Origin of the sequence: Variovorax boronicumulans (assembly GCF_040544675.1) — a bacterium.
GTDB lineage: Bacteria > Pseudomonadota > Gammaproteobacteria > Burkholderiales > Burkholderiaceae_C > Variovorax > Variovorax boronicumulans_D.
On the sequence record NZ_JBEPKK010000002.1, the window covers coordinates 210,790 to 223,615 of the forward strand.

Annotated in this window: 12 protein-coding genes; 1 reads left to right on the top strand and 11 read right to left on the bottom strand. The window is 63.9% G+C overall.

The features are described 5' to 3' along the window. Nucleotides 1-455 precede the first annotated feature (455 nt). The 10 genes from ABIC90_RS04295 to sucC all read right to left on the bottom strand — a co-directional run bounded on the left by ABIC90_RS04295 (nucleotide 456) and on the right by sucC (nucleotide 10,883). Complete coding sequence (locus ABIC90_RS04295; protein ID WP_354352807.1) at nucleotides 456-962, bottom strand: pilin; 507 nt, start codon at nucleotides 960-962, stop codon at nucleotides 456-458. A 398-nt stretch (nucleotides 963-1,360) separates the two neighbouring features. Beyond that, nucleotides 1,361-2,569 (bottom strand): serine hydrolase domain-containing protein, encoded by a 1,209-nt coding sequence (locus ABIC90_RS04300; protein ID WP_354352808.1) that lies wholly within the window; start codon nucleotides 2,567-2,569, stop codon nucleotides 1,361-1,363. An 18-nt stretch (nucleotides 2,570-2,587) separates the two neighbouring features. After that, nucleotides 2,588-3,091: a pilin gene (locus ABIC90_RS04305; RefSeq protein ID WP_354352809.1), complete on the bottom strand. Its 504-nt coding sequence runs from the start codon at nucleotides 3,089-3,091 to the stop codon at nucleotides 2,588-2,590. Between the two features lie 204 nt (nucleotides 3,092-3,295). Then, nucleotides 3,296-4,099 carry a 3',5'-cyclic-nucleotide phosphodiesterase gene (locus tag ABIC90_RS04310; protein ID WP_354353133.1) on the bottom strand — a complete coding sequence of 268 codons (804 nt, stop codon included), beginning with the start codon at nucleotides 4,097-4,099 and terminating at the stop codon, nucleotides 3,296-3,298. A 53-nt stretch (nucleotides 4,100-4,152) separates the two neighbouring features. Beyond that, entirely contained in the window at nucleotides 4,153-6,420 is a 2,268-nt protein-coding gene (locus ABIC90_RS04315) for a CHASE2 domain-containing protein (RefSeq protein ID WP_354352810.1), read from the bottom strand. A 48-nt stretch (nucleotides 6,421-6,468) separates the two neighbouring features. Further along, complete coding sequence (locus tag ABIC90_RS04320) at nucleotides 6,469-7,119, bottom strand: FHA domain-containing protein (protein WP_354352811.1); 651 nt, start codon at nucleotides 7,117-7,119, stop codon at nucleotides 6,469-6,471. Nucleotides 7,120-7,185: 66 nt separating this feature from the next. Then, nucleotides 7,186-7,995, bottom strand: a complete 810-nt coding sequence (locus tag ABIC90_RS04325; RefSeq protein WP_354352812.1) for a Stp1/IreP family PP2C-type Ser/Thr phosphatase — start codon at nucleotides 7,993-7,995, stop codon at nucleotides 7,186-7,188. Nucleotides 7,996-8,031: 36 nt separating this feature from the next. Further along, nucleotides 8,032-8,715, bottom strand: coding sequence for a TerC family protein (locus ABIC90_RS04330; protein WP_354352813.1), 684 nt, complete (start codon nucleotides 8,713-8,715; stop codon nucleotides 8,032-8,034). Nucleotides 8,716-8,813: 98 nt separating this feature from the next. After that, nucleotides 8,814-9,707 carry a succinate--CoA ligase subunit alpha gene (sucD, locus tag ABIC90_RS04335; protein ID WP_354352814.1) on the bottom strand — a complete coding sequence of 298 codons (894 nt, stop codon included), beginning with the start codon at nucleotides 9,705-9,707 and terminating at the stop codon, nucleotides 8,814-8,816. A gap of 9 nt (nucleotides 9,708-9,716) precedes the next feature. Continuing rightward, entirely contained in the window at nucleotides 9,717-10,883 is a 1,167-nt protein-coding gene (gene sucC / locus ABIC90_RS04340) for an ADP-forming succinate--CoA ligase subunit beta (RefSeq protein ID WP_354352815.1), read from the bottom strand. 206 nt (nucleotides 10,884-11,089) lie between these two features. On the opposite strand from sucC, the gene argC reads away from it, so the two are divergent. Further along, nucleotides 11,090-12,013: an N-acetyl-gamma-glutamyl-phosphate reductase gene (argC, locus tag ABIC90_RS04345; protein ID WP_354352816.1), complete on the top strand. Its 924-nt coding sequence runs from the start codon at nucleotides 11,090-11,092 to the stop codon at nucleotides 12,011-12,013. 27 nt (nucleotides 12,014-12,040) lie between these two features. Here argC and ABIC90_RS04350 read toward each other — a convergent pair whose 3' ends face one another. Beyond that, nucleotides 12,041-12,769 (bottom strand): hypothetical protein, encoded by a 729-nt coding sequence (locus ABIC90_RS04350; protein WP_354352818.1) that lies wholly within the window; start codon nucleotides 12,767-12,769, stop codon nucleotides 12,041-12,043. Nucleotides 12,770-12,826 lie beyond the last annotated feature (57 nt).

Below are 12,826 nucleotides of genomic sequence, written 5' to 3' on the forward strand. Positions count from 1 at the left end.
GTGGAAATTGACTCAGACGCCCGATGAAACTTATCGGGCGTTTTTTATTGGGCTTTGGAGATTCTTTGCTTGCACCTACCCCTTGCTTTGCCAAGCAAAATAGTTTGCTCGGGGCGGTTGATGTCAGCCAAAGGCTGGCAGCAAACCCGCCCAGATAGCGACTCGGTGAGACAAGTCGTTAAAAATCACAGGACCGCGCTAGATGTTTGCCGAGCTCAATGGCGCCTATATCGAACTGAAAAAGCCAGCCCGATGGTTCCCGTCGAGGGCATCGCTACAGCGAGCCAGTCTTTGATCGAACATCAGGAAAAGATGCCCGCCTCAATAAACTCCGAGGTAGTCAATTCGGAGTTATTCAAGCCAGCTTGGCTTGAGCTTGAGCTTGCGCCTATTTATTGCAAGTAGCCTCGCCAAGATCAGAGAGGCGAGCCAGCGGAATCGGTCTGATTCGGCCGCTAAAGCGGGCACGCTGCAGAGACGTATTTGGGATCGATGTTGGCAGCCTTGCAACTCCAAGAACCGTTCACGTCACGTGTCCAAGTGATCGTTCCGGCTGTCGCACCCTGCAATGGCGCGCCCGCGAGATTTCCGAACGTCGCCACAATCGTTGAGGGGGCGTTTGTCGAGAGCGCGACTTGGGGGACACCAGAGCCAGCCGTTGACCAAGTTTCCGCAATCGTCGGTGCCGCATTGCCTGCGGTCGCTTGCAGGTTTGAACCAGTCGCTTGAGGATCGCAGTTGCGAGCTACTGCAGGGTCCCCAACATTGAACTTTCCTTTCAGCAAACAAATTTCAATGGACGGCTTAATGCCCCCAGATTCGCTCACTACGCGCTGAACCTGCGCCCGGAAAACATAGTTCTGATACTGGGGGATCGCAATTGCGGCGAGTGTTGCGATGATCGCAACAACGATCATCAGTTCGATCAACGTGAAACCTTGGGAATTTTCGTGAATACGCATTGTGCTTCGAGCTCCTCGAGGAGCTACAGCAGAAGACGTGCCAAGGTATAGGCGCTCAATCAACTGTCGCTGCAATTCGGCGACCTCGTTGAAGCCTACTTCATGTTTTGCGCTTCTTGAGCAATCATCTCGCCATCGACAGGCGCTCATCGCTCCCATCAAGTGATTGCCGCTGGTCTCTCGCTCTCGTCGCCCTGTCACGCCGGGTTTCGTCTTCACCTACGGCGCAGGCCATCCTCTTTTAGGCCGCGTTCAGATTTGCGTAGCCGGCTCTCGTGCATGCGCGCTTCTTCGTCGACAGGTTCAGTTCCAACGTCGAGTTGATTTGCGAGCGCTTTGCGTTGTGGCAACGTGTGGCTTCAGATCCTGCAAGGTTCGCGCGAGTCGTCAAGACATCCCTAGTGCAGCGCATCTAGAAAGGCCGCTTCGACATATTCAAATGCGAGCAGCGGGGACTTGATATCTCCCGCCCCGAGCCAGACTAGAAAATTGCCCGCATCGTCCATCAGAAATAGCGCGGACATGCCATAGAGATAGCCGCGCTGAAGCCATATTTGGGCATTCCCCACTCGCCGCCGCTCCAAGAAACCGTCTTGGCAACTCTCTGGCTTGGTTTCGTCACAGCGGATCGCGTCATCGCGCATCTCACGGGCGAAAGCCAACAATGAGCGATTGTCTGCCACGAAACGCGCCAGCCCCTGCGCGTTTCCCGTCATGCCCATGGAAGCCCGCAGAGCCGTCCAGTCGAAATAGCGGACAAAATCGGGGCCGTAGAACTCATGGTGCATGAAGTTGTAATCAACAGGTGAGTCGGCGCGATCCATGTAGTCGAGCCCATATTGCGAGAAGCGCATGTCCCGCTCCAAAACATCCCATAGGCTACGACCAAAGCGGCGCTCGTAAGCGACGGAGGCGAGGCAATATCCCAAGTTGGCATACGCGTAGCGCTCCCCAGGCATGAACTGCAAGGGAGTCTGTGCCAGTTGACCCACGTCTTCGGGACACCACGGCTTCTTGTTGCGGACCACCATTGGATCTTCAGCACGTAGCCGATCAAAGCCCGCTGTGTGATTGAGCAGATGGCGAATCCGGATCTGAGAAATCCGCTTGTCCTTGAATGGAGGCGATATCGATAGCGCCTGAACAAGCGGACTATCCAGCCATGCTGAGCGCACTCGCGCGTCATCGTGCGTCATGCCCATGAATGACACCAGCTTCGAGAGGCTGGCGAGGCGAAAACGCGTATCGGCCGTCACCCGATCACTAATCAATGGCAACCCTTGCCACCCATTCACGCAACCTGCTTGCTGACCCTTGCTGTCCACGAAAACCAATTGATTGGCAGGCGAGTCCAACCGGGTCGGCAGTTTGCGCGTCAGTTCTTTGATCCAAGGCGCAGTCTGCACATCGCAGTCCGTCGACCACGCCGCCAAATGACCCCTGACAGGGTAAAGCCAACGACGCACCATGTTGCCATCCTTCTCCCAAGCCAGCCAAGGCAAAAGGATCAAGGCCATCAACAATGCGTACGCAGCAACGCGCAATCGACTCATTTCTTCTATTAAAAAAATAAAGCGCCCCGAAGGGCGCTTTTTTTCCGCGTTCAAACTCTGCGCTATTCGCGCTTAGTCGCCAGTGCTGGCAGTAGCATCACAGCCGGCCGGCTTGTACTTTGCATCAACAGTCGTCGCGCAAGTCCAAGTGCCCGTAGCGGCCGCACGCGTCCAAGTCAACGTCTTGTCCTTGAGGGTCGCCGCTGCATTGGTGCCAAATGTTGCTTCGATCGATGCGTCCGCCGTATTAGAACCAAGGTCTACCTTGAGACCAGTGTTAACTTGCACTTTAGCGCCCAGAAGATTGCTGACGGTCGAACCGATATCGCACTCAGTTGCAGTAGGAGTAGCACCCGACGCAACGGGGGTGAGCTTGCCGTCAAGAATGCAAGCTTCCGCCGCTGTACGTAGCGAGCCAGTTTCAGACATAACTCGCGCCACTTGCGACTTGGCAACATACGTCTGGTACTGCGGAATCGCAATAGCAGCCAAGATACCAATGATCGCCACAACGATCATCAGTTCGATAAGGGTGAAGCCGGCTTGTGCGCGGCGAGCGATCTTGCGAACGTTCATGATGAAAAACTCCAGGTTGGTTGGTTGAGCCCGGGAACCAGCCCGGAGCGCAGTACCTTCCGCAGCATCCATGCCACCACGCTCGCAATCGGTTACAAGCCCAAAGTAGTGACTTTGTTCACACTTCGGTTACAGCGAGTGACACATCTCGCCACTTGAAGCAACAAACAGTGACAACTTTGTCATGCCACGGTGGGCACCGACTCAAAACGTCAGGATGCCGTTCGCCTTCAGCCAGCGAATGTCGCGCTGCGCCAACCCGGCCACCTGGCGCCCTGCCAGGGTCTCGATCTGGTTCATGATTTCTTCGGTTTCCGCGGGCTTGGTGTGCGTGATGTAGATCGGGTATTGCTTGCCCGGCGCGATGTGGGCGAGTTCGTCGGCCAGCACCGAGGGCGACAGGTGCAGGCTGCGCTCGGCCAGCGCGCGCTCGCGGCTGCTGAAGGCGGTTTCGATGACGAGCATGGCCACGTCGAGCGCGTTGACCCGGTCCCAGAAGGGCGCATTGCGCTCGGTGTCCCCGCTGAACACCCAGTGCGCTCCGCCCTCGGCGCGGCGCACGGCAAAACCGCAGGCCGGCACGGTGTGCACCGCCGGGAGCACCTCGATGCGCTTGGGCGTGCGGCTGCCCAGCTGCAGCGTCTGGCCGACCGAGATGTCGTGAAAGCTCACAAAAGGCGCTTCGGGGCTGGGAATGCTCTCGAAATCGGGCCAGATGACGTTGTTGAACACATGCGCCCGCAGCGCCTCGAGGGTGGCGCGCAGCGCATGCACGCGCAGCGGCCGGGTGCGGCGGCTGCCCACGGCGTCGAGCATCAGGGGCAGCGCGGCGATGTGGTCCAGGTGGCAGTGGGTGAGCACCACGTCGTCGATGGCGGCCATTTCGTCGAGCGTGAGGTCGCCCACGCCGGTGCCGGCGTCCACGAGCAGGTCCGTGTCGACCAGGAAAGAGGTCGTGCGGCAGTCTTTGGCTATGGCGCCTGAGCAACCCAGCACACGAACCTGCATTGTGAGAGACCCCTTGTAGGTGTTGGGCTGCGCGCTTGCGCAGGTGTCTGTCGTCATTTGGTTTCGAACCGGGTTGCGCCGTCCCAGGTCGGGTCGTGCGGGCGCAACGCCATGGAGGCTAATCGCTGCGCGTAGAGCTGGTAAAGGACTTTTTTGGCATCGGCGGCGAGCAGCGGGGCGAGCAGGCTTCGGCCCACGGCCCAATCCTGCCGGCGGTAGGCCTGGAGCACCTGCGCCCAGCGGGCGAGTTGTTCTTTCTGCTGCGCCGTCTGGGCCGCTTCGTCCGGCAAAGGGGTGAACACGGCGACGGCCTGCGCCTTGCCCTTGACGCGCACGCTGTCCAGCTCCTGCCAGACATGGCCGGGCGCCAGCTCGCGGGTGGTGCCGCTGGCGACGATCTCGACGCCGTAGTGGCCGCTCAGCCCTTCGAGCCGCGACGCCAGGTTGACCGCATCGCCCACCACGGTGTAGCTGCGGCGCGCGGTGGAGCCCATGTCGCCCACGCTCATCACGCCGCTGTTCAGGCCGATGCCCACGCTGATTTCCGGGCGGCCGGCGGCACGGTGGACGCGGTTGATGCCGCGCACGGCGTCGGCCATGTCGAGCGCCGCGCGCACGGCGAGCGAAGCGTGGTCGGGCGCGTCGATGGGCGCGCCCCAGAACGCCATGACGCAATCGCCCATGTATTTGTCGACGGTGCCGCGGTGCGCGCTGATCACGTCGGTGAGCCGGCTGAAGACGGTGTTCAGAAAGGCCTGCAGTTCGGCGGGGGACATCTGCTCCGACAGGCGGGTGAAGTCGCGCATGTCGCAGAACATGACGGTCATCTGCTTGCTTTCGGCCCGCATGCTGTAGCGGCCGGGGCGCTCGAGCATTTCGTTGACCAGTTGCGGCGGCACGTAGGTGCCGAAAAGCCGCACGAGCCCGCGCCGCGCATGCGATTCGACGAAGTAGCCCCAGCTCATGTTGAGCACGAAAGCCAGCGCCGCCGTGACGAGCGCCGAGGCCAGCGGCAGCACCAGGCTGTGGCTCACATAGAGCCAGGTGTTCAGGCCCAGCAGCGCCGCGACCGTCGCCGCCCCCAGCAGCACGGCGCGCGGCGCCGACAGGAGCGACAGCCCGAACGCCAGTGCGAGCCCCGCGGCCAGGATGGTGAGCACTTCATAAGCGGGCGCTTCGTCGGGCACGGCCAACAGGCGCCGATCGAGCAGCGCCGAGACGATGTTGGCGTGCACTTCCACGCCAGGAAAGGCCGCGCCCACGGGGGTGGCGCGCAGGTCCTGCAAGCCCGGGGCGGTGGCGCCGACAAGCACGATCTTGTCCTTCAGTTCGCCCGGCGCCAGGCGGCCGTCGAGCACGTCGGCCGCCGCCACGTAGCGGAACGATCCGCCGTTCGCGCCGCCCGGCCCCCGAAAGGGCACCTGCATGCCGGCGGCCTGGTCGACCGGCACGCGCAGGCCCCCGACCATCAGCGATTCGAACCGCAGCGAGCCGCCGCTGGCCGCAAAGGCCGGCAGCACCGGCGGCGATCCGTTGGCGAGCCTGTAGACCGCCAGGCCCAGCGATTCGTAGTACCCGGGCAGGGCCTGGTCGCCTTCGTAGCGTGCGACCAGCGGCACGCTGCGAATGACGCCGTCGCCGCTGTTTGCTTCGCCGACCAGCGTGTTCAGGAAGCCGGCCGCGGGTGCGGCCTGCGCCAGCGCCGGCAGGCTCGCGCCGAAGCCGTTCCAGCCGGTCGCGTAGCCGGCGCCGGCGGGCGCGGCCGGAAAGGCGCCGGTCTGCAGCAGCGGCGCGGCCGGCAGTTGCCCCTTGGCGCTGGGGGTGGAGGTCCGGGTGAAGTAGTAGCCCAGCGCCACGCGCCGGCCCTCGAGCGATTGCGCAAAGGCGGTGTCGTGGTCGAGCGTGGGCGCCAGCCGCTCGACTTCGGCGGCGAGGCCGGGCATGCGGTCGCGCAGCGGCCCGTTGGCAATCTCGCGCAGCGGCTGGAGGCCGGAGCTGCGGTCGGGCTCGACGAACATCACGTCGAAGCCGAGTACGGCCGCCTGCTGCCGGGTCATGAGTTCGGTGGTGAGCCTGGCGAGCGTGTCGCGCGCCCACGGCCATTGCCCCTGGCGGGCGAGGCTCGCGTCGTCGACATCGACGATCACGACGCGTGGGTCGAGCGTCTGCGGCATGGTGGCGCGCAGGCGGATGTCGTAGATGAGGTGGTCCAGGCGCTTGAGCGCCGTCAGATGCCAGGTGCCGGTGGCATGGGCCAGCGCCAGCAGGATCGGCAGCAGCGTGATGGCTATGCGCGGCCAATGCCGCCGCAGCGCGTTCATGGCAATCCGCTCACCCGGCCAGCGTCGCACCGAAGAAAAAATAAAGGCTCAGACCCGGATGAACTGCATGCGCGTGGCGCCGCCGAGCTCGAGCACGTCGCGCTCCTGCAGCGCCACCGCGTCGGTGCCGAGCGGCTCGCCGTTGAGCGTGACACCGCCCATGACGCTGGCCGCCACGTAGCCCTGGCGGCGGCGCGTGACGACGGCCACGGCCACGCCGGGCTTGCCGATGGTGGTGACCACCTTCTGCAGCGACACGTCCTGGCCTTCGTTGCTCCCGGAGAGCACGCGCAGCACCGGCACGCCCAGCTCGATGAGCGCCCCGGATTCCGTGGGTGCCGACGAGAGGGGGATGGCTGCGGGGAACTCGGCCGGCGCCGGGCGCGCCGAAGCGGCGCCGATGGCCAGGTTGCTGCGGGCCCGAAAGTGGATGCGGCAGCCTCCGACCTCGATGACATCGTTGTCCTTGAGCGCCTGCTTCTGGACAGCCTGCGCGTTGACGTAGGTGCCGTTGGTGCTGTTGAGGTCTTCAATTTGAACGCCGCCGTCGATCATGTGCAGCACGGCATGCTCGCCGCTGACCGCCAGATTGTCGATCACGATGTCGTTGTAGGCCCGGCGTCCCAGCGTCGTGCGGTCCTTGGCGAGCGCCACTTGCCCGATGACAACGCCATCGACCGAAATGATCATCTTCGGCATTGCCGACCCCCAAATTGCAAAACTTTATTGCCCGCAAGTACGACGGCGGGCTGCCGTCTCGGCTTTTTATGGAGCCATGCGGGATGTTTCGCCCACGTCCGCCCTTGCCAGAACAACCGAAATGTTGTCCCGGCCGCCATTGTCGTTTGCAATTGCAACCAAAAGTGAGGCTTTTTTCCGAAGGCTGACATCGTGTCCCAAAAGCGTGAAAAGCTGCGCATCGGTCACCATCTCGCTCAACCCGTCGGAGCAGAGCAGGTAAAGGTCGCCGGGTCTTGCGCTGTGCTCGTGCATCTCCAGCAAGACTTGGGCCTCCACGCCGACCGCCCGGGTCACGAGGTTGCGGGTGGGCGAATTCAGCGCTTCTTCGGCGGTGATGGCGCCGGCGTCCAGCTGCTGCTGGCGCAGCGAATGGTCGCGCGTGAGCAGCTCCAGCTTGTTGTTGCGCAGCCGATAGCAGCGCGAGTCGCCGATGTGGCCGACCAGCACCCGCTGCGGCCGGAAGGCCGCCAGCACCAGCGTCGTTCCCATGCCTTGCAGTTCGGCGTTGGTGGTGCCGGCGTGAAGGATGGCGCCATTGGCCTCGTCCGTCGCCGCCTGCAGCGCCCGCCTCACCACGCGCGCCGGCGCCTGCAGCCCGGCCTGGGCGAACCAGCGGCCAAAACTGGCGTGGATGTGCGAGACGGCCATGGCGCTGGCCACTTCACCGCCCTTGTAGCCGCCCATGCCGTCGGCCAGCAAGGCCAGGCCGAGCGCGGGGTCCACATGCACCGCGTCCTCGTTGTGGGCGCGCGTGCGGCCGACGTCCGTCAGCGCGGCGAACTCCCACGCCAGCGGTGGGCGGGTCGAGAAAAGGGAGACGCCGACACTTGCCATGGTTTGCGTTGACCGGTGCCGGCTCCGCCCGCGGGCTCAGTTCGCAGCGGCGTGGGCGCGCCGCTGCAGCAAGCGGCCAGCGGCCACGACAAAGAATGCACCGGCCGCCGCAGCCGCGTAGTGGAGCCATGGGTTGGCCGCCAGCACCTCGCGCAGGGACACGTCGTTCACGATGGTTTCGCCGCCGACCCAGCCGATCAGCGCGGCGCCCAGCATGACGATGATCGGAAAACGTTCCATGAGCTTGATCATGAGGGTGCTGCCGAAGATCACCAACGGAATACTGATGGCCAGGCCCAGCACCAGCAACACCATGCTGCCCTGCGCGGCAGCCGCGACGGCGATCACGTTGTCCAGGCTCATCACCAGGTCGGCCAGGAGGATGGTGCGCACGGCGGCGCCCATGCTGCCGTATTCCTTGGACTCGCCCTCACCGTCGTCCTCGTCGCTCAGCAACTGCAGGCCGATCCACAGCAGCAGCAGGCCGCCGACGATCTGCAGATAAGGCAACGAAAGCAGCTTGGCCGCCACCACCGTCAGCACGATGCGCAGCACCACGGCAGCGCCCGAGCCGAACAGCACGGCCTTTTTCTGCTGTGCCGGCGGCAGCGAGCGCGCCGCCATGGCGATCACCACCGCGTTGTCGCCCGACAGGATGATGTTGATCCAGACGATCTTGAGCAGACCCAGCCAGAAGTCCGCGCTTTGAAGAGTTTCCATGTCTCTCTGATCCCACTGTGTTTTATGAGAAAAAAGCGCCCGCAGGCAAGTGCGGGCGCTTTTTCATTTCTGCGTGGTCTGCGGCAAGCCGCGGCGTTTTAGAGCTTCGCCTTGAGCAGCTTGGCCAGTTCCGAGAAGTTGCGCGTCACGGTGAATCCGCACTCTTCCATGATGGCGAGCTTGGCGTCGGCCGTGTCGGCACCGCCCGAGATCAGCGCGCCGGCGTGGCCCATGCGCTTGCCGGGAGGGGCGGTGACGCCGGCGATGAAGCCGACGACCGGCTTCTTCATGTGTTCCTTGCACCAGCGGGCTGCGTCGGCTTCGTCGGGGCCGCCGATTTCGCCGATCATGATGACCGCGTCGGTGTCCGGATCGTCGTTGAAGGCCTGCATCACGTCGATGTGCTTCAGACCGTTGATCGGGTCGCCGCCGATGCCGACTGCCGACGATTGGCCGAGGCCGATTTCGGTCAGTTGGGCCACGGCTTCATACGTGAGCGTGCCCGAGCGCGAGACCACGCCGATGCGGCCCTTGCGGTGGATATGGCCGGGCATGATGCCGATCTTGATTTCGTCGGGCGTGATCAGGCCGGGGCAGTTCGGACCCAGCAGCAAGGTCTTCTTGCCGCCGGCCGCTTCCTTGGCCTTCATCTTGTTGCGCACTTCGAGCATGTCGCGAACCGGGATGCCTTCGGTGATGCAGATCGCCAGGTCCAGGTCGGCTTCGACGGCTTCCCAGATGGCGGCCGCGGCGCCTGCCGGCGGCACGTAGATCACCGACACGGTGGCGCCGGTTTGCGAAGCGGCTTCCTTGACCGAACCGAAGATCGGGATGTTGAAGATCGACTCGCCGGCCTTCTTCGGGTTCACGCCGGCCACGAAGGCGTTCTTGCCGTTCGCGTATTCCTGGCACTTCTCGGTGTGGAATTGACCGGTCTTGCCGGTAATGCCTTGCGTGATGACTTTGGTGTCTTTGTTGATATAGATCGACATGACGTTTCCTTAGGCTTTCTTGACTGCTGCCACGACCTTCTGGGCCGCGTCCGCCATGGTGTCGGCGCTGATGATCGGCAGGCCCGAATCGGCCAGCAGCTTCTTGCCTTCGACTTCGTTGGTGCCCTTCATGCGCACGACCAGCGGCACTTGCAGGTTCACGGCCTTGCAGGCCGCGATCACGCCGGTGGCGATGGTGTCGCACTTCATGATGCCGCCGAAGATGTTCACGAGGATGGCTTCCACGTTCTTGTTCTTCAGCATGATCTTGAAGGCTTCGGTGACCTTCTCGGGGGTGGCGCCGCCGCCCACGTCCAGGAAGTTGGCCGGCTCGCCGCCGAACAGCTTGATGGTGTCCATGGTGGCCATGGCCAGGCCGGCACCGTTCACCAGGCAGCCGATGTTGCCGTCCAGCGAAATGTAGGCCAGGTCGAACTTGGAGGCTTCGACTTCGGCCGCGTCTTCTTCGTCGAGGTCGCGCAGGGCCACGATTTCGGGGTGGCGGAACAGCGCGTTGCTGTCGAAGTTGAACTTGGCGTCCAGCGCCATGACGTTGCCCTTGCTGTCACGGTTGAGCGGGTTGATCTCGACCAGCGAGGCGTCCGTCTCCATGTAGCAGGCGTAGAGCTTCTTCAGGATGTCGACCGTTTGCGCGGTCGAATCGGCCGGCATGCCGATGCCGTCGGCGATCTGCTTGGCCTGCTCGTCGGTCAGGCCCTTTTCGGGGTCTGCGAACACCGTGATGATCTTCTCGGGCGAGGAGTGGGCCACTTCCTCGATGTCCATGCCGCCTTCGCTCGACGCGATGAAGGCCACCTTCTGGGTGGCGCGGTCGGTCACGGCGGAAACGTAGTATTCCTTGTTGATGTCGGCGCCATCTTCGATGTAGAGGCGGCGCACCTTCTGGCCTTCGGGGCCGGTCTGGTGGGTCTTGAGCTGCATGCCGAGGATGTCACCGGCCAGCTTCTTGACGTCTTCGATCGACTTGGCGACCTTGACGCCGCCGCCCTTGCCGCGGCCACCCGCGTGGATCTGGGCCTTGACGACCCAGACCGGGCCTCCAAGCTTCTGGGCGGCTTCGACAGCCTCCTGAACCGTATAGGCCGGAATGCCGCGCGGCACCGGCACGCCGAACTTGGCAAGGATTTCCTTGCCTTGGTACTCGTGAATCTTCATGAGGGATGTCTCTCGGAAGGAGGAAGTTGAGAACAGGAGATCGGGGGTCTGAGGCTTCTTTGGCTCTGTTGCTCGCGGGCGACGGCAGCCTGGCGGCTGGGGGCGGCGAACAACCGCGGACTGTATCATGGTGCGCCGCACCAATACTCGACGTGCGGTTGCGGTCAATACGTACTTTCTTCTAGCCCTTCTACGCACACTCCGATATGGCCAAGGTTTTCATCGACGGCGAAGCCGGCACCACCGGCCTTCAGATTCGCGAACGGCTGCAGACAATGCCGCAGATCGAGCTCGTGAGCATCGCCCCCGAGCTGCGAAAAGACGTGAACGCCAAGCGCGAGCTGATGGCCGGCGTCGACCTCGTGGTGCTCTGCCTGCACGACGACGCGGCCCGCGAATCGGTTGCGCTGATCGACCAGCTATCTGGCAAGAAACCCAAGATCATCGACGCTTCTACCGCGCACCGCGTGGCGCCGGGCTGGGTGTTCGGCTTTCCCGAGCTGGTCGAAGGCCACTGGCAGGCCGTGGCCGCGGCCGACCGCGTCGGCAACCCCGGCTGCTACGCCACCGGCGCGATCGCCATCGTGCGTCCGCTGGTCGATGCGGGCATCCTGCCGGTCGATTTTCCGGTGTCGCTGCCCTCGGTGAGCGGCTATTCGGGCGGCGGCCGCGCCATGATCGAAGAGTACGAGGGCGGCAAGGCGCCGCTGTTCGAAACCTACGCGCTGGGCCTCAAGCACAAGCACATCCCTGAAATCATGAAGTACACCGGCCTCACCCGCCGGCCCGTCTTCATTCCCTCGGTGGGCAATTTCAAGCAGGGCATGCTGGTTCAGCTGCCGCTGCACCTCGACCTGTTGCCCGGCAAGCCCAAGGCCGGCGACCTGCAGGACGCGCTGGCCGCGCACTACGCGCGCAGCAACACGCCCGAGCAATTCGTGAAGGTGCTGCCGCCCACCGACGACGGCAAGCTGGACGCGCTGGCGCTCAACGACACCAACCAGCTCGAGATTCGCGTGTTCCCGAATGAAGACCACCGCCATGCCGTGGTGATCGCGCGCCTGGACAACCTCGGCAAGGGCGCCAGCGGCGCCGCGGTACAAAACCTGAAGCTGATGCTGGCGCTCTGAGCGCCACGCTCCGCCTCCCGGCTTCGTTTATCTGACGAGCCAGAGCCCCACGCCCAGCAATGCGGCGTGCGCGCCCAGCGCGATGTAGAGCGGCTTGCGCGACGGCATCGACATCTCTTGCAGCGTCTCGTTGATCCGGCGCGTGAGCAGCGCGCGAAGTGCAGGGTCTTGCGCAACGCCCTCCCCCGCCACCGGCTCGCCATGCGCGATGCGGCTTTGCTGCCACTCGGCCAGCATGTCGCTGAGCGGCAGGCGGTTCAGCACGAACGCCACCACCGACCGCACCGCCCTGCCCTCGCCCAGCACCGGCGCGAGCTGCTTGGTCAGTGCATCGACCGACAGCCAGTCGGCCGCGCGCTGCAGCGTGCCGTGCGTGCGCGGCATCGCCTCGATGCGGCCCGCGATGGCACCGGCCAACCGCTGCGACACTGCCTCGCCGCGCGCCACGACCAGGTGCTGCATCGCCTTGGCGCGACCCTGGTGCACGCCCAACATCGCGTAGACGCCAATGAACAGGAGCAGCAGCATCGCGACCAGCAGCGGCGGCGAGGTGATCAGCGCCACGATGGCGCCCGCGCCACCGGCCCGCCCCGCGGGATTGCCCGGTCCGCTCAACTGGCTCAGATAAAAGAAGAAGACACCGCCGCCCAGCACCAGGCCGAGCAGTCCGCCCTTGATGACCGAGCCGGCAAAGCTGAGTCCGGCCTTGGCGCCGGTCCGGACGAGAGACGGTTGGTTGACGGGTTCTGATGACATGGAAAGCTCCTCCGGATTTTTTTCACGCCGCCTCGTGCGAGGGCGGTCGCCGCAGAT

Bases quoted from the DNA above. Each gene is read 5' to 3' on its own strand.
- ABIC90_RS04320 (WP_354352811.1), bottom strand. From the start codon at position 7,119: ATGCCGAAGATGATCATTTCGGTCGATGGCGTTGTCATCGGGCAAGTG.
- ABIC90_RS04295 (WP_354352807.1), bottom strand. From the start codon at position 962: ATGCGTATTCACGAAAATTCCCAAGGTTTCACGTTGATCGAACTGATG.
- ABIC90_RS04305 (WP_354352809.1), bottom strand. From the start codon at position 3,091: ATGAACGTTCGCAAGATCGCTCGCCGCGCACAAGCCGGCTTCACCCTT.
- ABIC90_RS04325 (WP_354352812.1), bottom strand. From the start codon at position 7,995: ATGGCAAGTGTCGGCGTCTCCCTTTTCTCGACCCGCCCACCGCTGGCG.
- ABIC90_RS04310 (WP_354353133.1), bottom strand. From the start codon at position 4,099: ATGCAGGTTCGTGTGCTGGGTTGCTCAGGCGCCATAGCCAAAGACTGC.
- sucC (WP_354352815.1), bottom strand. From the start codon at position 10,883: ATGAAGATTCACGAGTACCAAGGCAAGGAAATCCTTGCCAAGTTCGGC.
- ABIC90_RS04350 (WP_354352818.1), bottom strand. From the start codon at position 12,769: ATGTCATCAGAACCCGTCAACCAACCGTCTCTCGTCCGGACCGGCGCC.
- argC (WP_354352816.1), top strand. From the start codon at position 11,090: ATGGCCAAGGTTTTCATCGACGGCGAAGCCGGCACCACCGGCCTTCAG.
- ABIC90_RS04330 (WP_354352813.1), bottom strand. From the start codon at position 8,715: ATGGAAACTCTTCAAAGCGCGGACTTCTGGCTGGGTCTGCTCAAGATC.
- ABIC90_RS04315 (WP_354352810.1), bottom strand. From the start codon at position 6,420: ATGAACGCGCTGCGGCGGCATTGGCCGCGCATAGCCATCACGCTGCTG.
- sucD (WP_354352814.1), bottom strand. From the start codon at position 9,707: ATGTCGATCTATATCAACAAAGACACCAAAGTCATCACGCAAGGCATT.